The 24,330-nt window shown below is 62.6% G+C and carries 18 protein-coding genes; 11 read left to right on the top strand and 7 right to left on the bottom strand.

Annotated elements, in window-relative coordinates; genetic code table 11:
* Positions 1 to 11 precede the first annotated feature (11 nt).
* A complete protein-coding gene (gene lysA / locus GNZ12_RS40075) occupies positions 12 to 1,274 on the bottom strand; it encodes a diaminopimelate decarboxylase (RefSeq protein WP_172318021.1) in 1,263 nt (420 codons plus the stop codon).
* A 9-nt stretch (positions 1,275 to 1,283) separates the two neighbouring features.
* Positions 1,284 to 1,628, bottom strand: a complete 345-nt coding sequence (locus tag GNZ12_RS40070) for a lipoprotein (RefSeq protein ID WP_172318019.1) — start codon at positions 1,626 to 1,628, stop codon at positions 1,284 to 1,286.
* Between the two features lie 35 nt (positions 1,629 to 1,663).
* Between GNZ12_RS40070 and cyaY the strand changes: the two genes are divergently transcribed.
* Positions 1,664 to 1,981: an iron donor protein CyaY gene (gene cyaY, locus GNZ12_RS40065; protein ID WP_074282003.1), complete on the top strand. Its 318-nt coding sequence runs from the start codon at positions 1,664 to 1,666 to the stop codon at positions 1,979 to 1,981.
* Positions 1,982 to 2,055: 74 nt separating this feature from the next.
* Here the strand turns inward: cyaY and GNZ12_RS40060 are convergent, their stop codons facing one another.
* Entirely contained in the window at positions 2,056 to 4,458 is a 2,403-nt protein-coding gene (locus tag GNZ12_RS40060; protein ID WP_172318017.1) for a penicillin-binding protein 1A, read from the bottom strand.
* Between the two features lie 253 nt (positions 4,459 to 4,711).
* Here GNZ12_RS40060 and pilM point away from each other — a divergent pair, with 253 nt between their 5' ends.
* The 7 genes from pilM (at position 4,712) to GNZ12_RS40025 (ending at position 12,156) form a co-directional block, all read left to right on the top strand.
* Positions 4,712 to 5,704 (top strand): type IV pilus biogenesis protein PilM, encoded by a 993-nt coding sequence (gene pilM / locus GNZ12_RS40055; RefSeq protein WP_172318015.1) that lies wholly within the window; start codon positions 4,712 to 4,714, stop codon positions 5,702 to 5,704.
* A 41-nt stretch (positions 5,705 to 5,745) separates the two neighbouring features.
* Positions 5,746 to 6,429: a fimbrial assembly protein gene (locus GNZ12_RS40050; RefSeq protein ID WP_172318013.1), complete on the top strand. Its 684-nt coding sequence runs from the start codon at positions 5,746 to 5,748 to the stop codon at positions 6,427 to 6,429.
* On the top strand, positions 6,426 to 7,349 hold the full coding sequence (locus tag GNZ12_RS40045) for a hypothetical protein (RefSeq protein ID WP_172318011.1): 924 nt from the start codon (positions 6,426 to 6,428) through the stop codon (positions 7,347 to 7,349). Before GNZ12_RS40050 ends, GNZ12_RS40045 begins: the two co-directional genes overlap by 4 nt.
* A 173-nt stretch (positions 7,350 to 7,522) precedes the next feature.
* Complete coding sequence (locus tag GNZ12_RS40040) at positions 7,523 to 9,133, top strand: type IV pilus secretin PilQ (protein ID WP_172318009.1); 1,611 nt, start codon at positions 7,523 to 7,525, stop codon at positions 9,131 to 9,133.
* A 106-nt stretch (positions 9,134 to 9,239) separates the two neighbouring features.
* Positions 9,240 to 9,791, top strand: a complete 552-nt coding sequence (locus tag GNZ12_RS40035) for a shikimate kinase (RefSeq protein WP_172318047.1) — start codon at positions 9,240 to 9,242, stop codon at positions 9,789 to 9,791.
* Entirely contained in the window at positions 9,791 to 10,876 is a 1,086-nt protein-coding gene (gene aroB / locus GNZ12_RS40030; protein ID WP_172318007.1) for a 3-dehydroquinate synthase, read from the top strand. The genes GNZ12_RS40035 and aroB overlap by 1 nt, the downstream gene beginning before the upstream one ends.
* A 77-nt stretch (positions 10,877 to 10,953) precedes the next feature.
* Complete coding sequence (locus GNZ12_RS40025; RefSeq protein WP_172318005.1) at positions 10,954 to 12,156, top strand: deoxyguanosinetriphosphate triphosphohydrolase; 1,203 nt, start codon at positions 10,954 to 10,956, stop codon at positions 12,154 to 12,156.
* Positions 12,157 to 12,252: 96 nt separating this feature from the next.
* Here GNZ12_RS40025 and GNZ12_RS40020 read toward each other — a convergent pair whose 3' ends face one another.
* Both GNZ12_RS40020 and GNZ12_RS40015 read right to left on the bottom strand, forming a co-directional pair.
* Positions 12,253 to 12,633, bottom strand: coding sequence for a DUF883 family protein (locus GNZ12_RS40020; protein ID WP_172318003.1), 381 nt, complete (start codon positions 12,631 to 12,633; stop codon positions 12,253 to 12,255).
* 340 nt (positions 12,634 to 12,973) lie between these two features.
* Positions 12,974 to 13,699, bottom strand: a complete 726-nt coding sequence (locus tag GNZ12_RS40015; protein ID WP_172318001.1) for an OmpW/AlkL family protein — start codon at positions 13,697 to 13,699, stop codon at positions 12,974 to 12,976.
* Between the two features lie 186 nt (positions 13,700 to 13,885).
* Here GNZ12_RS40015 and GNZ12_RS40010 point away from each other — a divergent pair, with 186 nt between their 5' ends.
* The 3 genes from GNZ12_RS40010 to GNZ12_RS40000 all read left to right on the top strand — a co-directional run bounded on the left by GNZ12_RS40010 (position 13,886) and on the right by GNZ12_RS40000 (position 21,190).
* Entirely contained in the window at positions 13,886 to 14,593 is a 708-nt protein-coding gene (locus GNZ12_RS40010) for a transposase (RefSeq protein ID WP_054036587.1), read from the top strand.
* Between the two features lie 297 nt (positions 14,594 to 14,890).
* The gene (locus GNZ12_RS40005; RefSeq protein ID WP_172317999.1) at positions 14,891 to 19,594 is read left to right on the top strand and encodes a glutamate synthase-related protein; all 4,704 of its coding nucleotides are present in this window, start codon (positions 14,891 to 14,893) and stop codon (positions 19,592 to 19,594) included.
* Between the two features lie 126 nt (positions 19,595 to 19,720).
* Positions 19,721 to 21,190 (top strand): glutamate synthase subunit beta, encoded by a 1,470-nt coding sequence (locus GNZ12_RS40000; protein WP_074282013.1) that lies wholly within the window; start codon positions 19,721 to 19,723, stop codon positions 21,188 to 21,190.
* A 324-nt stretch (positions 21,191 to 21,514) separates the two neighbouring features.
* On the opposite strand, the gene GNZ12_RS39995 is transcribed toward GNZ12_RS40000, so the two are convergent.
* Together GNZ12_RS39995 and GNZ12_RS39990 are read right to left on the bottom strand one after the other, a co-directional pair.
* Complete coding sequence (locus tag GNZ12_RS39995; protein WP_172317997.1) at positions 21,515 to 22,780, bottom strand: D-amino acid dehydrogenase; 1,266 nt, start codon at positions 22,778 to 22,780, stop codon at positions 21,515 to 21,517.
* Positions 22,781 to 22,797: 17 nt separating this feature from the next.
* The gene (locus GNZ12_RS39990) at positions 22,798 to 24,057 is read right to left on the bottom strand and encodes an MFS transporter (RefSeq protein WP_172317995.1); all 1,260 of its coding nucleotides are present in this window, start codon (positions 24,055 to 24,057) and stop codon (positions 22,798 to 22,800) included.
* Positions 24,058 to 24,330 lie beyond the last annotated feature (273 nt).

Genomic DNA, 24,330 nt, shown 5'->3' with positions numbered 1-24,330 from the left:
AGCTTTGACGTTTACGCCGGCAAGATGGTTTCGCCTGCAAACAGCTGCTTGACCTCTTCACGCGCGCGAACGACATGCACTTGTGTACCATCAACCATCACCTCGGCCGCACGCGGACGGGTGTTGTAGTTCGAGCTCATCACAAACCCGTACGCGCCGGCCGAGCGAATCGCCAGCAGATCACCCGGTTCGACTGCCAGCAGTCGCTCACGACCCAGCCAGTCGCCACTTTCGCAAACCGGGCCGACGACGTCGTACACGTGAGCGGGCACGTCGCGCTTCACGACAGCGTCGATCGCGTGATAGGCCTCGTACATGGCAGGGCGTGCGAGATCGGTCATCGCTGCATCGACAATGGCGAAATTCTTTTCCGCGCCGGGCTTCAGAAACTCGACGCGTGTTAGCAGCACACCGGCATTGCCGACCAACGAACGGCCCGGCTCGAAATACACCTCGCGATGCCCGTGACCGCGCGCTTCGATGCGATCCAGCACGGTGCGCACGAAGTCGCCGATTTCCGGCGGGGTTTCGTCGTCGTACGTGATGCCGAGACCGCCACCTACGTCGATATGGCGAATCTTCACGCCGTCCTGCTCGATCTGTTCGACCAGTTCGAGAACCTTGTCGACCGCGTCCAGATACGGTGCGACTTCAGTGATCTGCGAGCCGATATGGCAGTCGATGCCGACCACGTCGAGATGCGTCATTGCCGCTGCGGCTTGGTACGTGGCGCGTGCATCTTCGAACGCGACGCCGAACTTGTTCGACTTCAGACCGGTGGAAATATACGGATGCGTTTTTGCGTCGACGTCCGGATTCACGCGCAGCGAGACGGGTGCTTTTTTGCCCATTTCCGCCGCAACCGCATTCAGGCGGTCGAGCTCGGGAATCGATTCGACGTTGAAGCATTTGACGCCAGCCGCGAGTGCCTGACGCATCTCGTCCGCATGCTTGCCGACACCGGAAAACACGGTGTTTTCCGCTTTGCCGCCCGCAGCCAGCACGCGCGCCAGTTCGCCGCCCGACACGATGTCGAAGCCGGCGCCGAGGCGTGCGAACACATTTAGCACCGCGAGATTGCTATTCGCCTTGACGGCGACGTGCACGGTCGCGCGGCGGCCGGCGCAAGCGCCTGCATACGCATTCCACGCTTCGGTTAGCGCGGCGCGTGAATAGACGTACAGCGGCGTGCCGAATTGCTCGGCGAGTGAGACGGCGGACACGCCTTCGGCGTGCAACACGCCGTCGACGTAGTCAAATGCGGATCGAGTCATGCGAAAGTCTTATTGAGCGGGAGTGACGGCGGAGGCAGGTTGCGCAGGCATAGCGGCGGATGCGGCAGAAGCGGGCGGCGTGGCGAGTTCGCTTTCCGGCGACAACGAGAGCGGCGCGCCAGACGTATCTGGTACCTCACCCATCGGGGAAGCGGTTTCCGCGCCGGGTTTCACTTCAACTGACGACGGCGCTTGCGTGCGATCGACCGGCTTGGCCGGCATGGGTGGCACGGTGGGCAGATAGAGCGAACCGCGTTGCCCGCAGCCGGCAAGTGCACAACCTGCGAGAATGGTTAAACCCGCTACAATCGCGCGGCCGGGCGCCCCCGCGCGCATCCGAGATACGACTCGCATGACTGTCCCTGAATAAATAATCGATGGAGTTTAGCATGTCCGATAGTGAATACCTGACCCGCGCGGAAGCCGCGCTAGCCGCCATCGAACGCGCGCTCGACGACACGGAAGCCGACATCGAACTCGAGCGCAGCGGCAATGTCCTGACCCTCGAATTCGAGAACCGCACGAAGATCATCGTCAACCTGCAGCCACCGATGAGCGAGATCTGGATTGCCGCGAAAGCGGGTGGGTTTCACTTCCGTTTTATCGACGGTGAGTGGCGCGATACGCGTAGCGGCACGGAGTTTTTCGCCGCGCTGTCGGAGTACGCGACGCAGCAGGCTGGTGAGCCGGTTCACTTCGAGGCATAAAGCGACCGCCTGAAAGAAAAAAACCACCGCGCATCGAGCGCGGCGGTTTTTTTTCGACTGATCCAGGGATTGCTTTAGTGCCCCCGGAACAGATTCATGATGTCCTGCTTTTCCTGCTCGCCGACTTGCTCCGGCGCGGCTTCCGATGCTGAACCGCTCGCGTCGGCATCCAGCGCGGCCTGACTGATACCGACTGTCGAGACGAAACCGTGCCCCGGCGTGAAGTCGTCGAAATACAGCTCTGAACCGAGCTCGGTCACGCCGTCTGGCATCGGCATCTTGTAATCCGGCACGCCTTTGAGCGCGCTCGCCATGTATTCGATCCACACCGGCAACGCGAGGCCGCCGCCGGTCTCCTTATCGCCGAGACTGCGCGGGTTGTCGTAGCCGATCCACGCGATGGCGGTGAGCGTGTGCTGATAGCCGGCAAACCATGCATCCCGCGAATCGTTGGTCGTGCCGGTCTTGCCGCCGAGATCGGTACGCTTCAGGACGTTGGACTTCGCGCCCGTGCCGCGTTGCGCGACGCTTTGCAGCAGGCTGTTCATCACATACGCATTGCGCGGCTCGATCGCGTGCGGCGCACTCTGCGCGGCGACCAGCGGTTGCGCGTGCGCCACGACGATACCGCGCTGATCGGTGACTTCAGCGATCAGATACGGGTTGACACGAAAGCCGCCGTTAGCAAACACCGAGAATGCACCTGCCATCTGCAAGGGCGTGACCTGACCCGCGCCGAGCGCCATCGGCAGATAAGCGGGGTGACGCTCCGCATCGAAGCCGAAACGCGTGATGTATTGCTGCGCGTACTTGGTGCCGATCTGGTTCAGGATGCGGATCGACACGAGGTTCTTCGACTTCTGTAGTGCGGTGCGCATGGTCATCGGACCGTCGAAACCGCCGCCGTAGTTCTTCGGTTCCCACGCTTGACCACCTGTCTCCGCAGCGCTGAAAAAGAGCGGCGCATCATTGATCACCGTGGCCGGTCCGAGCCCCTTTTCGAGCGACGCCGAATAGATGAACGGCTTGAAGCTCGAACCCGGTTGACGCCACGCCTGGGTCACGTGGTTGAACTTGTTCTTGTTGAAGTCGAAACCGCCGACCAGCGCGCGAATCGCGCCATCTTGCGGCACCACCGAAACGAACGCGCCTTCCACTTGCGGCAACTGCGTGATCGACCAGTTGCCGTCGTCATCCTTCACAAGGCGAATGATCGCGCCGGGCCGCACGCGTTGATTCGGCTGCGCACGCGTGCCGAGCGCGAACTGCGCGAAGCGCAGGCCGTCGCCCTGAATGGTCGCGACGTTGCCATCGATGAAAGTGGCCTGCACCTGCTTCGGGTTCGCCGCCGTCACCACCGCGGCGATGATTTCGCCGTTGTCGGGATGCTCGAGCAACGCGTCGTCGATGGCCTGTTCGCGGTCGTCCGCATCGGATGGCAAATCGATGAACGCTTCCGGGCCGCGATAGCCGTGGCGCCGCTCGTAGTCCATCAGACCTTTGCGCAGCGCCCGATAAGCGACGTCCTGATCGGCCGAGTCGATGGTGGTCACCACGTTCAGGCCGAGCGTGTACGCCTCTTCGCGATACTGCGCGTACATCATCTGCCGCACCATTTCCGCGACGTACTCCGCGTGCACACTGAACTCCTTGCCCGCACCCTTGACAACCAGCGGCTGCTTGCTTGCCTCCTCGTATTGTTCCTGACTGATGTAGTGCAATTCGTACATGCGCTGCAGGATGTACTCCTGACGGATCTTCGCGCGCTTCGGATTGACCACCGGGTTATACGCGGACGGCGCCTTGGGCAGGCCCGCCAGCATGGCCGATTCCGCCAGTGTCAGATCCTTCAGATCTTTGCCGAAGTACACCCGCGCCGCGCTCGCGAAGCCATACGCGCGCTGACCGAGATAGATCTGATTCATATACACCTCGAGAATCTGATCTTTCGTCAGCTTCGACTCGATCTTGTACGCGAGCAGCATCTCGTAGATCTTGCGCGTGTAGGTCTTCTCACTCGACAGGAAGAAGTTGCGCGCTACCTGCATGGTGATCGTGCTGGCGCCTTGCGTGGCGTGACCATTGGTCAGTGCGACGAAGCCGGCTCGCGCGATGCCTGTGAGGTCGACGCCGCCGTGATCGTAGAAGCGCGCGTCTTCGATTGCCAACACGGCTTTCTTCAGGCTGTCGGGTACGTCCTGGATATGGACGATGTCGCGCCGTTCTTCACCGAATTCGCCAATCAGCACGTGGTCGGCCGTGTAGATACGCAATGGCACCTTCGGCCGGTAGTCGGTCAGCGCATCGATCGACGGCAGGTTCGGAGTTGCTACCACCAGCGCATAACCGAGCACCAGCAGCACGCACAGGATGCCTGCGACGATCAGACCCACAAAGCCCATGATGAGCTTGAGCCACAAGGGGCGTTTGCGCTTCTGCGGCGCAGGCGGCGGGGACGTAGGAGACGTGGATTGCATATGGGCACCAAAAAACAGTCCCGCGATTATAGCCGCCTCGCTTTTCAGCTTTCGGCATGCTTACTGACAGTTCTTGACAAGTCGGCGCGCCGCGCAGGAATGACTTCACTGTAGACGCTTTGATGGCGTGCAGGGCGTGCGTCGCGCAACGTTAGCCATTCGGCTGAGTGTCGCGCGGCGGCGCGGCTACGCACAATTCTCCCTCGTTACCCGCGTTCGAATAGTTCGTCGCGTGAGTCTGAGGGAGGGCGTGATGACGTTCAAAAGTTCGTGGCTTCAAGGTATGCAACTCGGTGCGCAGCGTTTTGCTGCGGGAATCGATGTGGGTTCGCAGGCGGTGCGTCTGGTCGTGGTGAGTCAGCATTCACGCGCACGTGCCGCGCTGCATATCGAGTACGCGAGCACGGTGCCGCTTGGAGCCGGCACGATGGCCGGCACAGAGATCGCCGACCGGCACGCGGTGGCGCGTGCGCTACGCGACGCATTCGCCGGTCTGCCGCGCGCGTGTGCGACGCATGCATTGCGATGCGCGATGGCGCTGCCCGCCTCGGCCACGTTGACAACCACAGTGCCGCTCACACGGCTCGCCGCGCTCGCCGGTTGCGCGGAAGACGGCGGGCATGAACTCGCCGAACTCGAGCCGGCGGTGATGAGCGAAGTCGAGCGCATCGCAGGCCTCGAGCGGCATGCGTTGGCGGTCGACTGGTTCGTCGACGAAACGCGCTCGCCGATTCGTTCGGTGACGATCGCCGCCACCGCACGTCAGCACCTCGAAGCGCGTATCGAATGCGCGGCGTCCGCGGGTATCTCGCTCACCGCGATCGATGGCGAGCCGCATGCGGCTTTGCGCGCCATGCGCTACGCGGCGAGCCACGAACTCGATCCGCACGAGCCCTATGTCGCGCTCTGGATCGGCATGGACGGCGTGTACGGCTGGCGCATCGTCGACGACTGCCTGGTCGGCGAAATGCGCTACCCGGCGCCCGAGCACACCGATCTCGCCGACGCATTGCGTGATCTCGTCCACGGTCCCGTACTCGACTGCGCGTTGTTGAGCGGCGAGGTCGATTTGCTCGACGGCGTGGGCTTCTCGATGGCGGATATCGCCGATGTATTGGGTTGCACTGTGCTGCCGTTCGAATGTGCGGCGCTGGGCGGGCTCGCCCCTCAACTGCACGATCCCTTGTTGCACGAGCCTGCCGCAGCGGTCGCATTCGGACTTGCGTTGCGCGGGGTGCTCGAATGAGGCGCGGTCCGAGCGCAGGTTTGGATCCGGCGGGCCCGAACATGCCGCCTTCTACGCCTGGCGCGCGCTTCGCACGGCTGCGACTCGGCGGCTTCAATCTGCTGCCGTACAGGCAACGCAATGCGCGGCTCTCGCGCCGGCAGCGTCTGCTCGAATGGCTTGCCGCAGCGCTCGCCGGTTTCGCGGCCTTGCTTGCGTTAATCGGATGGCAGGCATTTGAACGGTCACGGATCGACGCGCAGCGCGCGTCGATCGAACAATCGCTCACGCACCTAGCCGTGCCGCTCGCGGAGCACGCCAGCTTGCTGCGGGCGCAAGACGAGCAACGCAAAGGCGCGGCGCGTGCGGTGAACTTGTCCGAGCCGCTAATGCATTTGCGCGATCTGCTGGATGCATTGAGTTTCGAACCGGGTGACGGCGTGGTGCTGCAGCAGTTGCGCCACCGCGAGCACGAGACGGAATTGTTCGCGACCTCGCGCGGACATATCGCGTCGGCCGGGTGGCTCAAACGCTTGAGCGCGATCCGCGGTGTGCAGGGCGCGGAGGTCAGCGACCTGCGTCGCTCGGCGCCACGCAGCAGTGCGGTTGCGGCGGCCCGCATGACCGGCCCGATCGAATTCGGCGCGCATCTGCGCTGGGACGACCCGCCAAAGAAAACGGCTCATACAGCCGGGTTGGCGGCGCAAGGTCCCGTGAAGTCTGAACAATCAGGAGGTGCGAAATGAGTACGGTTTTTGTCGAGTTCGGCGGCGCGGCGAGCGCGCAGTTTTCTTTGTCCCAGTGGCTGAAGCGTGTGCGCTTGCCGCTCGCTGCCTGGAGCCGTCGGCGCCGTTGGGTGGTCGCGTTGCTGATCGCTGCGGTCGTGTTCGGACTTGGCGCGCATGGCTGGGTGGTGGCCGATCTCGGCGGTGTCGAGGCGAGCCGGACGGCATTGGATGCCGCCACCCGGCATCTCGCGGAGGCGCGCCGCGCGCTGGCGCAATTGCCCGCGCTACGCCGGGAAATTGCCGCCACGCCGGGCGCACCGTTGCCTGCGTCATGGACCTCCGCGGACGATGTGCGCATCGTGTCCGAACTCGCGACGCAGAATAGCGTTTCGTTGCTCTCGGTAGAACCGGGCGCCACTAGCGGCTCGGGTGCCGAAAACATGCGTCCTATCCAGCTCACCGCGCACACCAATTTCGTCCACCTGATGGCATTTCTGCGCGGCCTGTCGGATCTGCCGGTGCTGATCGTTCCCTTCGATGTGACGGTCAAGCGCGATGCTGATTCGCTGGCGGTGAGGGCGACGCTGCACGTATTCAGCGCGCTGAGACCGGTGCCTTCTACGGCTGCTGCGGATGCGTTCGCCGACGAGAGCCTCGATTCAGACGATGAAGAAGACATCGTATTCTTCGACCCGTTCTCGCTTCCGCAGATGCTCGCGTCCGGCGAGCCGCAGCCTGATGTTTCACCACTGCGCCTGGTCGGCTTGCTGCACGACCGCACGCGAGGCCTGGCCTTGCTCGATACGCCAGATGGCGCGACCACGGTCGTGCCCGGGCAGCAACTTGGTACTGAGCGCGTCACGCGGCTCGACGCGCTCAGCATCACGCTGGTCAGTGGCGGCGCGACACGTACGTTGGCACTGACGGAGGCGTCCTGATGAGGCTGATGACGCCAGTTAGCGTGGCCGTGTTGCGCTTCGGCGCTCGCACGTGTTTTTGCCATGGTGTCTGTTGTGGCCTGTCTGCAAGAACGCGTGGAGGCGCGTTTTGCAGATCGCTTTGCAGTCCGGTTCGCAGCCATCTTAGCCTTTTTAGCTGTCTGGTCGCCGGCATGGCATTAAGCATCGGCATCGCGCACGCGTCGACCCCGCTGCTTCCTCCACTCCCCGCGCACATGTCGCTCGACGACGCCATCGCGCTGCCCGATGCTCGATACGACGCACCGCCACTGCCGCGCGGCATCGCTGCCGAAGTGCCTAACCCGTTCCGTGACGATTTCGCCGACGAGCCCCGCGTATCGCGAGCGGCGGCACCCGCCGACATCGGTCGCGCCGACGACCTCGCCGGCGACGCAGACGGTTCAGTTCCGCTACGGAGACAATCCGCAGCCTCTGCGCGCGATGATCTCGCTGGAACTTCAGCGCTTGAAGGCCCACCGGTCCCGCTGCCTCCGCTCGCGCGCCTGAGCGACGCACCGAAAACGCCTGCAGACGCCAAACTTGCCGCTGACGACAAACCGATCTCGCTTAATTTCCAGCGTGCCGAACTCGGCGCGGTGCTCAACGCCTTCGCCGAGTTCACCGGACTGAACATCGTCGCGAGCGAGAGAGTGCGCGGCGCCGTTTCACTGCGGCTCGACAAGGTGCCGTGGCGCACCGCGTTCGATACCTTGCTCGACGTCAACGGGCTGGCAATGGAGCGGCACGGCAACGTGATCTGGGTCGCACCGATCGCGGATCTGGCCGCGCGTGAGCGGCAACGTTTCGAAGCGCACGCGAGAGCTGCCGATCTTGAGCCGCTCGCAAGCCGCACGTTCGAGTTGCAGTACGCCCGCGCCGACGACGTGCGGCGGCTGTTGAGCGGCGCCGGAAACCAGCGCGTGCTGTCCAAACGCGGCGCCGCGACTGCCGATCCGCGTACCAATCTGCTGTTCGTCACCGATCTCGAAGGACGCCTCGCGCAAATCACGTCGTTGCTTGCCTCCGTCGACCGGCCGACCCGTCAGGTATTGATCGAGGCGCGTATCGTCGAAGGTGAGCATGGGTTTTCGCGTAATCTCGGTGTGCGGCTTTCCATGGCGGCGGCCAATGCCAACGCCGACGGTTCCACCCGAGGGTTGACGGGAGGCAAGGACGGCTCCGTATACGATCTGTCGGCGCGGCCGATTTCCGGTTTCGACGCCGCCACCGCCGGGCTGACCTTGTTCGCAGCCGGGGCGACGCGGCTCCTGAACATCGAGCTGAGCGCGCTGGAGGCCGAAGGGCGCGGTGAAATCGTCTCGAGCCCCCGGGTCGTGACAGCGGACCGGATGAAAGCGGTCGTCGAGCAGGGCACCGAGCTGCCCTATCAGGCGAAAGTGGGGCAGGGTGTGTCGGGCGTGCAGTTTCGCCGCGCCACGCTCAAACTGGAGGTTGAGCCGCAAATCATGCCGGACGGCAGAGTGGTGCTGGATCTCGACATCGCCAAAGACAGCGTCGGCGAGCAGACTGACGCCGGGCCCGCGATCAACACCAAACACGTGCAAACGCGCGTCGAAGTCGAAGATGGTGGTACGGTGTCGATCGGCGGAATTTACGCGACCGACGACCGGGACGATGTGACGCGGGTGCCGGTCCTGGGCAAAATACCTGTTTTAGGTGCGCTTTTTCGCCATCGGGCCCGTCGGGACCAGCGCAGTGAACTGGCAGTTTTCATCACGCCGCGCGTCGTTCAGACAAATTAGGGGCACGCTGCCGCCGCTCACTCGCGGCGGCGTGCAGGCTCGACAAGGCAGCCGCTTTGCCAGTAAGCTGCGGCACGAACCATACCGGATTAGCCAGAGGACACCGTTGCAAGCGCGGGACGCATACGCCAATGTATTTTTTGTAGGGCTCATGGGGGCAGGCAAAACCACCGTGGGCCGGGCCATTGCGCGCCGTCTCGATCGCCCGTTCTTCGATTCCGACCATGAAATCGAGGCGCGCACGGGCGCGCGCATCCCAGTGATCTTCGAGCTGGAAGGCGAAGCGGGCTTTCGCGATCGCGAAGCGCACGTGATTTCCGAGCTGACCGGGCGCGAAAATATCGTGCTGGCCACGGGCGGCGGCGCCGTGCTGCGGCCGGAAAACCGCGAAGCGCTGCGAAATCGAGGTCTGGTGATCTATTTGCGCGCCAATCCGCACGATCTCTGGCTGCGCACCCGGCGCGACAAGAATCGTCCGCTTTTGCAGACCGAAGACCCCAAAGCGCGCCTCGAGGCGCTCTACGAAGTACGCGATCCGCTATACCGGGAATGCGCGCACTTTGTCATCGAAACCGGCCGGCCTTCGGTCAACGGACTCGTCAACATGGTTCTGATGCAGCTCGAGATGGCCGGCGTCGCCAAACATCCTGCGTCATAATGGACCGTATGATTACCGTCAATGTCGAACTGGGCGAGCGCGCCTACCCCATCCATATCGGTGCTGATCTGATCAGCCAGACCGCGTTGTTCGCGCCGCATATCGCCGGCAGCTCGGTCACCATCGTCACGAATACCACGGTCGACCCGCTCTACGGCGACACGCTGCGCGCGGCGCTCGCGCCGCTCGGCAAGCAGGTGTCCACGGTCGTTTTGCCGGACGGCGAAGCGTATAAGAACCTCGAAACCCTGAACCTGATTTTCGACGCGCTGCTGGGCTCGCGCGCCGATCGCAAGACCACGCTGATCGCCTTGGGCGGCGGCGTGATCGGCGACATGACGGGGTTTGCCGCGGCCTGCTACATGCGCGGCGTGCCGTTCATCCAGGTGCCGACCACCTTGCTGTCGCAAGTCGATTCGTCGGTGGGCGGCAAGACCGGCATCAACCATCCGCTTGGCAAAAACATGATTGGCGCGTTCTACCAGCCGCAGGCTGTGATCGCCGACATCGGCGCGCTGCGCACGCTGCCGGCGCGCGAATTGGCCGCGGGCGTCGCTGAAGTGATCAAGACCGGCGCGATTGCCGACGCCGGTTTCTTCAACTGGATCGAAGCGAACGTCGAGGCGCTCAATCGCTGCGAGCCGGAAGCGCTGGCCGAAGCGGTCAAGCGCTCGTGCGAGATCAAGGCGTCGGTTGTGGCGCAGGACGAGCGCGAAGGCGGACTGCGCGCGATCCTCAATTTCGGCCACACCTTCGGCCATGCGATCGAAGCCGGACTCGGCTACGGTGAATGGTTGCACGGCGAGGCGGTCGGCTGCGGGATGGTGATGGCGGCGGACCTGTCCGTGCGCATGGGCTATCTCGACGAAGCGGCGCGCAAGCGTCTGGTGGACGTGATCGTAGCCGCGCATCTGCCCACCCGGGCGCCCGCGCTTGGCGATTCGCGGTATGTCGAACTCATGCGGGTCGACAAGAAGGCGGAAGCCGGCGCGATCAAATTCATTCTGTTGAAGCGTTTCGGTGAGACGCTGATCACCCAGGCGCCCGACGCCGAGGTGCACGCCACGCTGACCGCTGCCGTCTAGACCGATTCGGCGAGGGCCTGGCAGCAAGGCAACGCGCACCAGCGTCACGAGGCGCCGCCCATGTTTCGGAGAATCCGGTGACTGACAGGCGCAGCGACGATGTAAAGCATGACCCGGCAAGCACGCCCGTGAGCGGCGTGCCTTCGCAGGAAGCACTCGAAGCGCATCTTGCGCCGTATGCGGCACATTCCGCCCATTCGCGCGGGCGTCGCTATCCCGAAGCCGCGCCCAGCGCGCGCACCGAATTCCAGCGCGATCGCGACCGCATCGTCCACTCGACGGCGTTCCGTCGGCTTGAGTACAAAACGCAGGTATTCGTGAATCACGAGGGCGATCTGTTTCGCACGCGACTCACCCATAGCCTGGAAGTCGCGCAGATTGCCCGTTCGGTTGCCCGAAATCTGCGTGTCAACGAAGACCTCGTCGAAGCCATTTCGCTTGCGCACGATCTCGGCCATACGCCGTTCGGCCATGCGGGCCAGGATGCGCTGAACGAATGTATGCGCGAACATGGCGGCTTCGAGCACAACCTGCAAAGCCTCGCAGTGGTCGACGATCTGGAAGAGCACTACGGCGCGTTCAACGGCCTGAATCTCTGCTTCGAAACGCGGGAAGGCATTCTCAAGCACTGCTCGCGCGAGAATGCGCGGCGCCTCGGCGCACTCGGCGAGCGTTTTCTGGAGGGGCGGCAGCCTTCCATCGAAGCGCAGATCGCCAATGTCGCCGATGAGATCGCGTACAACAATCACGATGTCGACGACGGCTTGCGCTCTGGCCTGCTCGCGGTGGAGCAGCTGGCTGAAGTGGAGTTATGGCAGACGCACTACGCGGCCGCACGCGACGACTTCCCGCAGATCGAAGGGCGCCGGCTGATTCACGAGACCGTGCGCCGCATTATCAACACGTTGATCGTCGACCTGATCGATACGACCTCGCTCAATCTTGCAAGGCACGCGCCAGCGTCGCTGGACGCCGTGCGCGCCGCACCGCCGCTGGTCGCGCATAGCGAAGCGATCGCTGCGCAGGCGGCGGCGCTCAAGCGCTTTCTATTCAAGAACCTGTACCGCCACTATCGCGTCATGCGCATGGCCAACAAGGCTCGCCGCGTAGTGGCCGGCCTGTTCGATGCATTCACGGACGATCCGCGGCTCTTGCCACCCAGCTATCAATCGACGGACGTGTCGCAGCAGCCGCGCCTGATCGCCCACTACATCGCGGGCATGACGGATCGATATGCGGTGAAGGAGTATCAGCGGCTGTTCGTGATCGACGACAACTGAACGAACTGACGCCGATAGGTATCGGTCGCTTGACCGGCGTCAGAGCCGGCTCCTATACCGCGAGCCGGCTCTTCATCCTCATTTGGCACAACCTGTCTAGCGCAGCCGCGACGCGAGCAGCGCGCCCGCGATTAGCGCAGCGCCGCCGACGATCGCAATCGTCTGCCAGGGGTTTTCACGCACGTAGTCTTCAGCCTCGGAGATTGCCGCTTCGGCGCGTTCCCGCATGGCTTCGCGGGTGTCGTTCAGGCGCTCGCGCGCGGCATCGAGTTGCTTTCGCAGTTTGCTGCGCAGCGCCACGGCATCGGCCCCGGTGCCGTCTGCCAGGGTGGATTCGAGTTCCGACATCAGCGTGCGCAGTTCGCCCGCGATATCTTTGGCCGCATGGCGGCTATGGCGAGCGATACGCCGCGCACGGCGGCTTGTGGTGGTCCAGGATTCGCCGAGGGCGTCTCGCGTATTGGGCAGTGCTGTCATGGCCGCTCCTTCGATGGGAGTGAAAAGGTCCCACGCTGTCACGCAGACACACGTTGCCGCGCGGGAAATGCACTATGAACGCAACTTCGGTGCCACACCCGCGGCGCCTGCCCACCTTGGCGCGGACCCACATTCCTCAGCAGAGAGTGCACGAGCCAATTCAATGGCGGGTTAAATTTACAAACCCTCACGCCTGCCCGCTGGGTGGGGTTCCCATGCCGCGAACGGCCTCGCGACTAGCGCGCAACATAAAAAACGCCGTCATTGGATGTATGACGGCGTTGTCCAAGTCACGAAAATTCGACTACCCTAAGTCAACAGCCCCTAATTTCGTGAGGCGTTAGAAACGGTAACCGATGTTGACGTAGGAAACGATCGGGTTGAGTCTGATCTTGGTTTGCGATTGCACATTCAGCGTGCCGACCGGGGTGGCGGCGGCAGAGTTCAGTTTGGCGGTCGTGCTGAGCGGCAGGTACGAAATCGAGACGCCCGCGAACCAGTGCTGGTTGAACGCATAGGTGAAACCTGCATTAAACACCGGTGCCCACGAACTATCCGTAGAGACGCTGGTCGGACCATGCAGTACGTTTGCCTGGAACACGCTATTGGTGATCTCTGCATCAGTGAACCAGACGCGGCTCACGCCAACGCCGAGATACGGGCGGAACGTGGCGGTCGGCGCGTTGAAGTAGTACTTGAACAGCAGAGTCGGGCTCCACTGTTTTGCCTGGCCGAGCTTCCCGAATTGGGAGAGGTTGCCCGAGCCTTCAAGGTCGAACGAAGGCGGGACGCCGATCACGAACTCGGTCGCAATGTGATCTGTGACGAAGTAACCGGCGGTGAAGCCGATCGTGTCGGCCGAATCCAGCTTTGCCCCGGTGTTAGGTTGTGTGAGATTGGTCGGGCTGCCACCTATGCTCGTCACGGTCAGCGGGTCGCTGTTCGACTGAGGCGCAAGATGGAACCAACCTGTCGTGACGTAAAAGCTTCCGGCCGATTGCGCATGTGCTGCCGTTGTCATGCAGGCTAGCGCGGCGATCCCCGTTACGGCCTGTTTTAATTTCATATGTGCTCCTCCAAAAAGGCCCGCTCATTATGACTACAACGTTTGAAACAAACCATACGCGGCGGTTAGAGCTTTCTCCCTAGGCTCCGCGCGGTTTCTGGCTCAGCCGCGCCGCGCCGAACCCCGGGCGCATGCGGCTCTTCGGACCTTCGGGTTTGTACCAACGCGACTATTGGATACTTCAGCATGGCACGGCTTGCACGTCTCTATGTCCCTGACCAGCCGCAGCACGTCATCCTCCGCGGACTTGATCAGCAGCCCGCGTTCGTCGATGACCAGGACTACGAGCTTTTCATCGACTGCTTGAAAGCGGCTTCACGCGACCATCACTTGTCCATCCACGCGTATGCGTTGATGCCGGGTTCTGTCCAACTGCTCGTCACGCCCACTGAGGAGTCGAGCTTGCCGAAGGCAATGCAGGCGGTGGGGCGCCGCTACGTTGCGCACTTCAACCGGCGTTATGCGCGCCGCGGCACGCTGTGGGAGGGCCGCTACCGTGCCACGGTTATCGAAGGCGAGCGCTATTTCCTGCTGGCGAGCCGCGTTGTCGAGATGTCGCCGGTGCGTGCCGGGCTCGTCAGCGCGCCCGAGGACTATCGCTGGTCGAGCTACCGCCACCACATCGGCCTGACGCTCGACAGCCTGATTACCGACCACCCGTTGTACTGGTCGCTCGGCAATACGCCATTCGAACGGCAGCGTGCGTACCGTGAATTGTGCGAGCAGCCGCTCGACGAACGCGAAGCCAGTCAGCTTCAACAGGCCACCCTGAAAGGCTGGGTTTTGGGCAGCGACACCTATCGGGAGTGGGCGGCGCGGGCCGCCAACCGGCGCGTTTCGCCGCTGCCGCGTGGGCGGCCGCGCAAGGTCCGCGAGACGCCGCAGACGCAATAAAGCGTTTTGCATCAAAGCGCTGCACCCAAAACGGCATCTTCGCATGCCGTTTTCTTTTGCACCTTTTTGATATGGCACCAATAAAAAACAACCGCAATGCACCAATTTGATAATTGGGGTCTGATAACCACGTTTTATTTGCTATTCCATTGATTCGTCGCGTATATTCCGAATTCCGGTACTTTTTGATACGCGTAGCATTCAAGCGTACGGAGACGCCGACGCGGTTGCGGTACGCACTGCGGCAATAGAAAAACGGTTTAACGGCCTGTCCGGCCCCTCACAGACGGTGTCCCCATGAACGATCACCAGCAACCGACTCACCCGGTTCCCGCCGCGCAAGGTCTGTACGACCCGCAAAACGAACATGACGCCTGCGGCGTCGGCTTCGTTGCTCACATCAAGGGCAAGAAAAGCCACGAGATCATCGAGCAAGGCCTGAAGATTCTCGAGAACCTCGACCACCGGGGCGCCGTCGGCGCCGATCCGCTGATGGGCGACGGCGCGGGCATCCTGATCCAGATCCCGGACGGTTTCTATCGCGAGGAAATGGCCAAGCAGGGCGTCGTGCTGCCGCCGAACGGCGAGTACGGCGTTGGCATGGTCTTCCTGCCGAAGGAACACGCATCGCGTCTCGCATGCGAACAGGAACTGGAACGCACGGTGAAGGCCGAAGGCCAGGTCGTGCTGGGCTGGCGCGACGTGCCGGTCGATCACACCATGCCGATTTCGCCCACCGTCAAGGCGAGCGAGCCGCTGATCCGCCAGATCTTCATCGGCCGCGGCAAGGACATCATGGTGACCGACGCGCTCGAGCGGAAGCTGTACGTGATCCGCAAGACCGCGAGCCACCGCATCCAGGCGCTCAAGCTCAAGCACGGCAAGGAATACTTCGTGCCGTCGTGCTCGGCGCGCACGGTGGTCTACAAGGGGCTGCTGCTGGCCGGCCAGGTCGGAGTGTATTACCGCGACCTGCAGGACGAGCGCACGGTGTCGGCGCTGGCGCTGGTGCACCAGCGCTTCTCGACCAACACGTTCCCGGCGTGGGAACTGGCTCACCCGTACCGCATGATCGCCCACAACGGCGAAATCAACACGGTGAAGGGCAACGTCAACTGGCTGAACGCCCGTACCGGCGCGATCGCATCGCACGTGCTCGGCGACGATCTGCCGAAGCTGTGGCCGCTGATCTACCCGGGCCAATCCGACACGGCATCGTTCGACAACTGTCTCGAACTGCTGGTGATGGCCGGCTACCCGCTCGTCCATGCCGTGATGATGATGATCCCGGAAGCCTGGGAACAGCACACGCTGATGGACGACAACCGCCGCGCGTTCTACGAATACCACGCCGCGATGATGGAGCCGTGGGACGGCCCCGCCGCGATTGCCTTCACCGACGGCCGTCAGATCGGCGCCACGCTCGACCGTAACGGTCTGCGTCCGGCGCGCTACATCGTCACCGACGACGACCTCGTGATCATGGCGTCCGAAGCTGGCACGTTGCCGATCCCCGAGTCGAAGATCGTCAAGAAGTGGCGTCTGCAGCCGGGCAAGATGTTCCTGATCGACATGGAACACGGCCGCATCATCGACGACAAGGAACTGAAGGACAACCTCGCCAACGCCAAGCCGTACAAGAGCTGGATCGACGCGGTGCGCATCAAGCTCGACGAAATCGAGCCGAAGGCCGAAGACGTCGCAACGGAACGCCGCGAAGCCGCTGCCTTGCTGGATCGCCAGCAGGCGTTCGGCTACACGCAGGAAGACCTCAAGTTCCTGATGGCGCCGATGGCGCAAGCCGGTGAAGAAGCCGTCGGTTCGATGGGCAACGACTCGCCGCTGGCGGTCATGTCCAACAAGAACAAGACGCTCTATCACTACTTCAAGCAGCTGTTCGCGCAAGTCACGAACCCGCCGATCGACCCGATCCGTGAAAACATGGTGATGTCGCTGGTGTCGTTCGTCGGTCCGAAGCCGAACCTGCTGGACACGAACAACATCAACCCGCCGATGCGCCTCGAAGTGTCGCAGCCGGTGCTCGACTTCAAGGACATCGCGAAGATTCGCGCGATCGATCAGTACACGGGCGGCAAGTTCAGTTCATACGAACTGAACATCTGCTATCCGGTGGCCTGGGGCAAGGAAGGCATCGAAGCGCGCCTGGCGTCGCTGTGCGCGGAAGCCGTCGATGCGGTGAAGTCCGGCTACAACATGTTGATCGTGTCCGATCGCAAGACTGACCGCGACAACGTTGCGATCCCGGCATTGCTGGCCACTGCCGCGATCCACACGCACCTCGTCCAGCATGGTCTGCGCACGAGCGCGGGCCTGGTCGTGGAAACCGGCTCGGCGCGTGAAACGCACCACTTCGCCTTGCTCGCGGGCTACGGCGCGGAAGCCGTGCACCCGTACCTCGCGATGGAAACGCTCGGCCAGCTCGCAGCGGGCCTGAAGGGTGACCTGTCGCCGGAAAAGGCGGTCTACAACTTCACCAAGGCAGTCGGCAAGGGCCTGCAGAAGGTCATGTCGAAGATGGGCATTTCGACTTACATGTCGTACACCGGCGCGCAGATTTTCGAAGCCGTTGGCCTGGCTGAAGGCCTGGTGTCGAAGTACTTCAATGGCACCTCGTCGAAGGTCGGCGGTATTGGCCTGTTCGACGTCGCGGAAGAAGCGATCCGTCTGCATCGCGACGCGTTCGGCGACAACCCGGTGCTCGCGAACATGCTCGACGCGGGTGGCGAGTACGCCTATCGCGTGCGCGGCGAAGAACACATGTGGACGCCGGATGCGATCGCCAAGCTCCAACATTCGGCGCGCAGCAACTCGTACCAGACGTACAAGGAATACGCGCATCTGATCAACGATCAGACCAAGCGCCACATGACGTTCCGCGGCCTGTTCGAATTCAAGTTCGATCCGACCAAGGCGATCCCGCTCGACGAAGTCGAATCGGCGAAGGACATCGTCAAGCGTTTCGCGACCGGCGCCATGTCGCTGGGCTCGATCTCGACCGAAGCCCATGCCACGCTGGCTGTCGCGATGAACCGCATCGGCGGCAAGTCGAACACCGGCGAAGGTGGCGAGGACGTGAACCGTTACCGCAACGAACTGCGCGGCATTCCGATCAAGAACGGCGACACGATGAAGTCCGTGATCGGCGATGAAGTGATCGTCGACATTCCGCTGAAGGACGGCGATTCGCTGCGCTCGAAGATCAAGCAGGTGGCGTCGGGCCGTTTCGGCGTGACGGCGGAATACCTCGCGTCGGCTGATCAGATCCAGATCAAGATGGCGCAAGGCGCGAAGCCGGGCGAAGGCGGTCAGTTGCCGGGCCACAAGGTGTCGGAATACATCGGCAAGCTGCGTTACTCCGTGCCGGGCGTCGGCCTGATTTCGCCGCCGCCGCACCATGACATCTACTCGATCGAAGATCTGGCGCAGCTGATTCACGACCTGAAGAACGCCAACCCGGCGGCCAGCGTGTCGGTGAAGCTGGTGTCGGAGTCGGGCGTCGGTACGGTGGCAGCGGGTGTCGCCAAGGCGAAGGCCGATCACGTCGTGATCGCCGGCCATGACGGCGGTACGGGTGCATCGCCGCTGTCGTCGGTGAAGCATGCCGGCACGCCGTGGGAACTGGGTCTGGCTGAAACGCAGCAAACGCTCGTGCTGAACCAACTGCGCGGCCGTATCCGCGTGCAGGCCGACGGTCAGATGAAGACCGGCCGTGACGTCGTGATCGGCGCGCTGCTTGGCGCGGACGAGTTCGGCTTCGCGACGGCGCCGCTCGTCGTCGAAGGCTGCATCATGATGCGCAAGTGCCACCTGAACACCTGCCCGGTCGGCGTCGCGACGCAAGATCCGGTGCTGCGTGCGAAGTTCCAGGGCCAGCCGGAACACGTCGTCAACTTCTTCTTCTTCGTTGCGGAAGAAGCGCGCGAAATCATGGCGCAACTGGGCATCCGCAAGTTCGACGACCTGATCGGCCACGCCGAACTGCTCGATATGAAGAAGGGCGTTGAGCACTGGAAGGCGAAGGGCCTCGACTTTTCGCGTGTGTTCTATCAGCCGCAGGTATCGGCTGAAGTCGCACGCAAGCACGTCGACGTGCAGGACCACGGTCTCGAGAAGGCGCTGGATCACGTGCTGATCGAGAAGGCAAAGGCCGCGATCGAGAAGGGCGAGCACGTCTCGTTCATCCAGCCGGTGCGCAACGTGAACCGTACGGTCGGCGCGATGCTGTCCGGCACGATCGCGAAGAAGTACGGCCACGACGGCTTGGCCGACGACACGATTCACATCCAGTTGAAGGGCACCGCGGGCCAGAGTTTCGGCGCGTTCCTCGCGAGAGGCGTGACGCTGGATCTGGTCGGCGACGGTAACGATTACGTCGGCAAGGGCCTCTCGGGCGGCCGCATCATCATTCGTCCGACCAACGATTTCCGCGGCAAGTCGGAAGAGAACATCATCTGCGGCAACACGGTAATGTACGGCGCGATCGAAGGTGAAGCGTTCTTCCGCGGCGTCGCTGGCGAGCGTTTCTGCGTGCGTAACTCGGGTGCGACGGCGGTTGTCGAAGGCACGGGCGACCACGGTTGCGAATACATGACTGGTGGCACGGTGATCGTGCTCGGCGAAACGGGCCGTAACTTCGCGGCCGGTATGTCGGGCGGTATCGCCTACGTGTTCGATCCGGACAGCACGTTCGCGGGCAAGTGCAACAAGTCGATGGTCGCGCTCGATCCCGTCTTGCAACAAGCTGAACAGGAACGCACGGTCGACAAGGGCCTCTGGCACAGCGGCACGACCGACGAAGCCCTGCTCAAGGGTCTCATCGAACGTCACTTCCAGTTCACGGGTTCGCCGCGTGCAAAGGCGCTGCTCGAAAACTGGGATGCGTCGCGCCGTCAATTCGTCAAGGTGTTCCCGACCGAATACAAGCGCGCGCTGGGCGAAATGGCAGCGAAGAAGGCGAACAAGGAAGTGCTCGCCGCTTAACCTGACCCGCCCGCGGCCCGACCCGCAGACGTCACACTTAGCCGTACCCGCCGCGCTCGACTATTCGATTGTTCGACGCGACGGGTGTAGATCACCTCACTTGATACAGATAGAGAAGAGAACCACATGGGCAAGGCAACCGGTTTTCTCGAGTATGAGCGCCGCCACGAGGCGTACGAAGCTCCGCTCACACGTGTGAAGCACTACAAGGAATTCGTCGCGGCACTGACCGACGACGAAGCAAAGATTCAAGGCGCGCGTTGCATGGACTGCGGCATTCCGTTCTGCAACAACGGCTGCCCCGTGAACAACATCATCCCGGACTTCAACGACCTGGTGTTCCATCAGGACTGGAAGAACGCGATCGAAGTGCTGCACTCGACGAACAACTTCCCCGAGTTCACGGGCCGCATCTGCCCGGCGCCGTGCGAAGCGGCGTGCACGCTCGGCATCAACGACGACCCGGTGGGCATCAAGTCGATCGAACACGCGATCATCGACAAAGCGTGGGCCGAAGGCTGGGTCGCGCCGCTGCCGCCGAAGCACAAGACCGGCAAGAAGGTCGCCGTGGTCGGATCCGGCCCTGCCGGTATGGCCGTCGCGCAGCAACTCGCGCGCGTGGGGCACGATGTCACCGTGTTCGAAAAGAACGACCGCATCGGCGGCTTGCTGCGTTACGGCATTCCCGACTTCAAGCTGGAAAAGTGGCTGATCGATCGCCGCATGCGCCAGATGGAAGCTGAAGGCGTGACGTTCCGCGCTAACGTGTTCGTCGGTAAGGCGGATACGCTGCCGGAACACATCGGCAACACGGCGAAGGAAACCATCACGCCGGCCGAACTGAAAGAACAGTTCGACGCGGTCGTGATCGCTGGCGGTTCCGAAACGCCGCGCGATCTGCCGGTGCCGGGCCGCGAGCTGGAAGGCATCCACTATGCGATGGAATTCCTGCCGCAGCAGAACAAGGTCAACGCCGGCGACAAGGTCGTGAACCAGTTGCTCGCGAAGGGCAAGCATGTGGTCGTGATCGGTGGCGGCGATACGGGTTCGGACTGCGTCGGTACGTCGAACCGTCATGGCGCGAAGAGCGTCACGCAATTCGAACTGCTGCCGCAACCGCCGGAAGAAGAAAACAAGCCGCTCGTGTGGCCGTACTGGCCGATCAAGCTGCGCACGTCGTCGTCGCATGACGAAGGCTGCTCGCGTGACTGGGCCGTCGCGACCAAGCGCCTCGAAGGCAAGAACGGCAAGGTCGAGAAGCTGATCGCCGCACGCGTCGAATGGAAGGACGGCAAGATGCAGGAAGTGCCGAACTCGGAATTCGAAATGAAGGCCGATCTGGTGCTGCTGGCCATGGGCTTCACGCAACCGGTGTCGCCGGTGCTTGAGGCGTTCGGTGTCGATAAGGACAACCGTGGCAACGTGCGTGCCGCGACCGAGGGCGACAAGGCGTATTACACGTCGGTGGACAAGGTCTTCACCGCGGGCGATATGCGTCGTGGCCAGTCGCTGGTGGTGTGGGCGATTCGCGAAGGCCGCCAGTGTGCACGTTCGGTCGATGCATTCCTGATGGGGCATTCGGAACTGCCGCGCTAATGTCTGCTGTCGACCAGAGTTGGCGCTTTAGCTGTCGACTGGAGTCGCGCTTTAGCACGTTACTCCAGTCCCATGCAAAGCGCTTACTCTGGTCCCATGCAACACGGTTGCTGCTGGTTTCCGCCTGATGGCGTAAAAACCAGCTCATGCTTGCAGGACGTGGTGGAGACGACAAAGCGGTATATAAGCAGTACCCCAAAGCGGTAAAAACAAAGCCGGGCACCTGAGAGGGTGCCCGGCTTTTCGTTTTTGCGACGCTCAGAGCGTCCTGTCTATGTGTTGGGTTGCGAGTGGTGCTCCGCGCCAGGCCGCGCAGTCATTGAGTCATTTTCGATACCGGGCCAACGTCAACCCGTCGAGATCGATCTCCGGCTTGCGCTGCGTGATGAGATCCGCGACCACCCGGCCCGAACCCATCGACATTGCCCACCCCGTTGAACCGTGCCCGAGGTTCAGCCACAGATTGTCCACGCCCGACGGACCGAGCAACGGCGCGCCATCGGGCGTCATCGGACGGCGACCCACCCAGAAGTGCGCGGAAGTCGGATTGGCCGCGTGCGGAAACCAATCGCTGAGCACTTTCATCAGCGTTTGCAAGGCCTGCTCGCGCAAGGTCGTCTGGCGATTGCCGAGCTCCGCGGTGCCGGCCACGCGCAGGTTGTTGCCGAAGCGCGTGATCGCCGTTTTCAGCGACTCGTCCATCAGTGCCGCGTGCGGGGCTTTTTCTTCGTCGGTGATGGGCAGCGTCGCCGAGTAGCCTTTGACCGGGTAGAGCGGCACCTTCACACCGAGCGGCGCGAGCAATGCCGCACTATCGACGCCCAGCGCCACCACCACCGCCTCCGCTTGCAACGTCTCGCGGCCGCGTTCGCTTTCGATCTGCACCGCGCGAACCATACCGCCTCGCACGTCGAGGGCGCTCACACGCGTGTCGAAGCGAAACTGTACGCCGTTGCGCTCGCAGATCGCGCGCAATTCGCGGGTGAAGCGGGCGCAATCGCCGGCTTCGTCGTCGGGGAGGTAGAGACCTGAGACTGGTGTCTGACGCGCCCAGCGCAAACCCGGTTCGATCTCGACGCACTGCGCCGCGCTGACTTCCCGATGCGCGATGCCCGCGTCGCGCAGGACCGCCAGCGCGGGTTGCGCGAGTTCGACGTCGTACTCGCTGCGGAACAACTGCAGATAGCCCTGACTGCGGCCATAGTCGAACGGATAGCCGCGGCGGAATTCGTGCAGGCACTCACGGCTGTAGTAAGCGATGCGTTGCATGCGCTGCTTGTTGACGCGAAAGCGTTCGAGGTCGCATTCACGTAGCCAGCGCGCGATCCAACGCCATTGAGCTGGATCGAAAGCAGGGCGGAAGATCAGCGGTGAGGCCGGCTTGAACAGATACTTGAGAATCTTCGCCGGCATGCCAGGCGCGGCCCACGGCGTCACATAGCCCGGCGCGATCACGCCGGCGTTGCCGAAGCTGGTGGAGAGCGCGACGTCCGGCTCGCGCTCGATGAGGGTGACGTCGCAGCCTTGCTGGCTCAGATAAAACGCGGTAGCGACGCCGATCACGCCGCCGCCCAGAACGATCGTTTTCATGTGTGTGACCAGCGATTTCAGGCGATAGGGTGGGTCGCGCCGAGCACTTTGCCCTTGGTTTCCGGCAGGAGCACGGCGGCGACGATCACCAGCAGATAGCCCGAACCGGCGACGAGACCCATCGCCTTAACCAGCGTCATGGTTTGCGACAGCGTACCCACCAGGATCGGAAAGAACGAGCCGAGACCGCGGCCCAGGTTGTAGCAGAAGCCTTGCCCCGAGCCGCGGATCGAATTCGGATACAACTCCGACAGATAGGCGCCCACACCCGCGAAAATCCCTTGCACCACGATGCCGAGCGGGAAGCCGAGCCCGAGCATCATGCCGTCGGTGATCGGCAGCATCGTGTAGACCATGCCAAGCACGAACGAGCCGATTGCGAACAGCACGAACGACGCGCGCCGGCCGATCTTGTCGCACAGAATCGCCCCGACGATATAGCCGGTGAATGAGCCGACGATCAGCACGATCAGATAGCCGCTGGTGTTGAAGACCGACAGATGGCGCACGGTTTTCAGATAGGTCGGCAGCCAGGTGGTGATCGCGTAGTAGCCGCCGAGCATGCCGGTGCACAGCACGCTGCCTAGCAGGGTCGTTTTGAGGTGAGGGAAGGAGAAGATCTGCAGGAAGTGCGAGGTGTCGAAGCCGCTTTCGCGAGCGCGGCGCGTTTCGAGAAATATCTCCGGATCGCTGACATTGCGGCGGATGTAGAAGATCCACAGCGCGGGCAGCAGGCCGATCCAGAAGCAGGCGCGCCATGCGACCTGTTCCGGCAGCAGCGCGAAGAACGCCCAATAGATGATGGCCGCCGCGGCCCAGCCGAATGACCAGCTGCTTTGCACGGTGCCGACGGCTTTCGCGCGATGCTGAGGTGACCGGATGGTTTCGGCCATCATGATCGTCACGACCGACCATTCACCGCCGAAGCCGATGCCTTGCAGCGTGCGGGTGGTGAGCAGTTGCCAGAACGAGTGCGTGAAGCCAGACAGGCAGGTGAAGATCGCGAAGGTGGCGATGGTCCACTGGAGGACACGCACGCGTCCGTAGCGGTCGGCGAGGATACCCGCGAGCCAGCCGCCGACCGCCGACGAAATCAGCGAACTGGTCGCGATCATGCCGGCTTCGCTTTTGGTCATGCCCCACGTCGCGATCAGCGTCGGAATGAGGAATGAGTAGATCATGAAATCGAAGGCGTCGACTGCGTAGCCGCCAAAGCCAGCGTAGAGGGTGCGGCGTTCGCGCTGGGTCAGTTCGGTGAACCATTGGAGAGAGGGCATGTTTTTTTGTGGTCTCCAGGCGGTTTTTGCCTTCCGGCAGCTTGATCGTGGTTTTTTGTATTCTAAGGGGGCGAGGTGTTGTGCGGCCAGTTGTGGTCAAAAATGGCGACGGGTAAGACATTCCATTCCGGTTCCTTACTAATTACGGTTCTTCGCGGAAAAGTGTGATGAAAAATCGCCATTTTTCAGATTCGAGGCAGCATGCAAGTGAGGATCTTCAGGCGCAGATACTCCTCATCTCGCAATCCGTACGCGCGTCGTTGGATGACCCGA

The organism is Paraburkholderia solitsugae (assembly GCF_013177695.1).
GTDB classification, from domain to species: Bacteria; Pseudomonadota; Gammaproteobacteria; order Burkholderiales; family Burkholderiaceae; genus Paraburkholderia; species Paraburkholderia solitsugae.
Note: the sequence above shows the minus strand (reverse complement) of the source record. Positions and strands in the feature narration are given on the sequence as shown.

Bases quoted from the DNA above. Each gene is read 5' to 3' on its own strand.
- pilM (WP_172318015.1), top strand. From the start codon at position 4,712: ATGACGTTCAAAAGTTCGTGGCTTCAAGGTATGCAACTCGGTGCGCAG.
- GNZ12_RS40040 (WP_172318009.1), top strand. From the start codon at position 7,523: ATGGCATTAAGCATCGGCATCGCGCACGCGTCGACCCCGCTGCTTCCT.
- GNZ12_RS40045 (WP_172318011.1), top strand. From the start codon at position 6,426: ATGAGTACGGTTTTTGTCGAGTTCGGCGGCGCGGCGAGCGCGCAGTTT.
- GNZ12_RS40020 (WP_172318003.1), bottom strand. From the start codon at position 12,633: ATGACAGCACTGCCCAATACGCGAGACGCCCTCGGCGAATCCTGGACC.
- GNZ12_RS40000 (WP_074282013.1), top strand. From the start codon at position 19,721: ATGGGCAAGGCAACCGGTTTTCTCGAGTATGAGCGCCGCCACGAGGCG.
- GNZ12_RS40060 (WP_172318017.1), bottom strand. From the start codon at position 4,458: ATGCAATCCACGTCTCCTACGTCCCCGCCGCCTGCGCCGCAGAAGCGC.
- cyaY (WP_074282003.1), top strand. From the start codon at position 1,664: ATGTCCGATAGTGAATACCTGACCCGCGCGGAAGCCGCGCTAGCCGCC.
- GNZ12_RS39990 (WP_172317995.1), bottom strand. From the start codon at position 24,057: ATGCCCTCTCTCCAATGGTTCACCGAACTGACCCAGCGCGAACGCCGC.
- lysA (WP_172318021.1), bottom strand. From the start codon at position 1,274: ATGACTCGATCCGCATTTGACTACGTCGACGGCGTGTTGCACGCCGAA.
- GNZ12_RS39995 (WP_172317997.1), bottom strand. From the start codon at position 22,780: ATGAAAACGATCGTTCTGGGCGGCGGCGTGATCGGCGTCGCTACCGCG.
- aroB (WP_172318007.1), top strand. From the start codon at position 9,791: ATGGACCGTATGATTACCGTCAATGTCGAACTGGGCGAGCGCGCCTAC.
- GNZ12_RS40015 (WP_172318001.1), bottom strand. From the start codon at position 13,699: ATGAAATTAAAACAGGCCGTAACGGGGATCGCCGCGCTAGCCTGCATG.
- GNZ12_RS40050 (WP_172318013.1), top strand. From the start codon at position 5,746: ATGCCGCCTTCTACGCCTGGCGCGCGCTTCGCACGGCTGCGACTCGGC.
- GNZ12_RS40070 (WP_172318019.1), bottom strand. From the start codon at position 1,628: ATGCGAGTCGTATCTCGGATGCGCGCGGGGGCGCCCGGCCGCGCGATT.
- GNZ12_RS40010 (WP_054036587.1), top strand. From the start codon at position 13,886: ATGGCACGGCTTGCACGTCTCTATGTCCCTGACCAGCCGCAGCACGTC.
- GNZ12_RS40005 (WP_172317999.1), top strand. From the start codon at position 14,891: ATGAACGATCACCAGCAACCGACTCACCCGGTTCCCGCCGCGCAAGGT.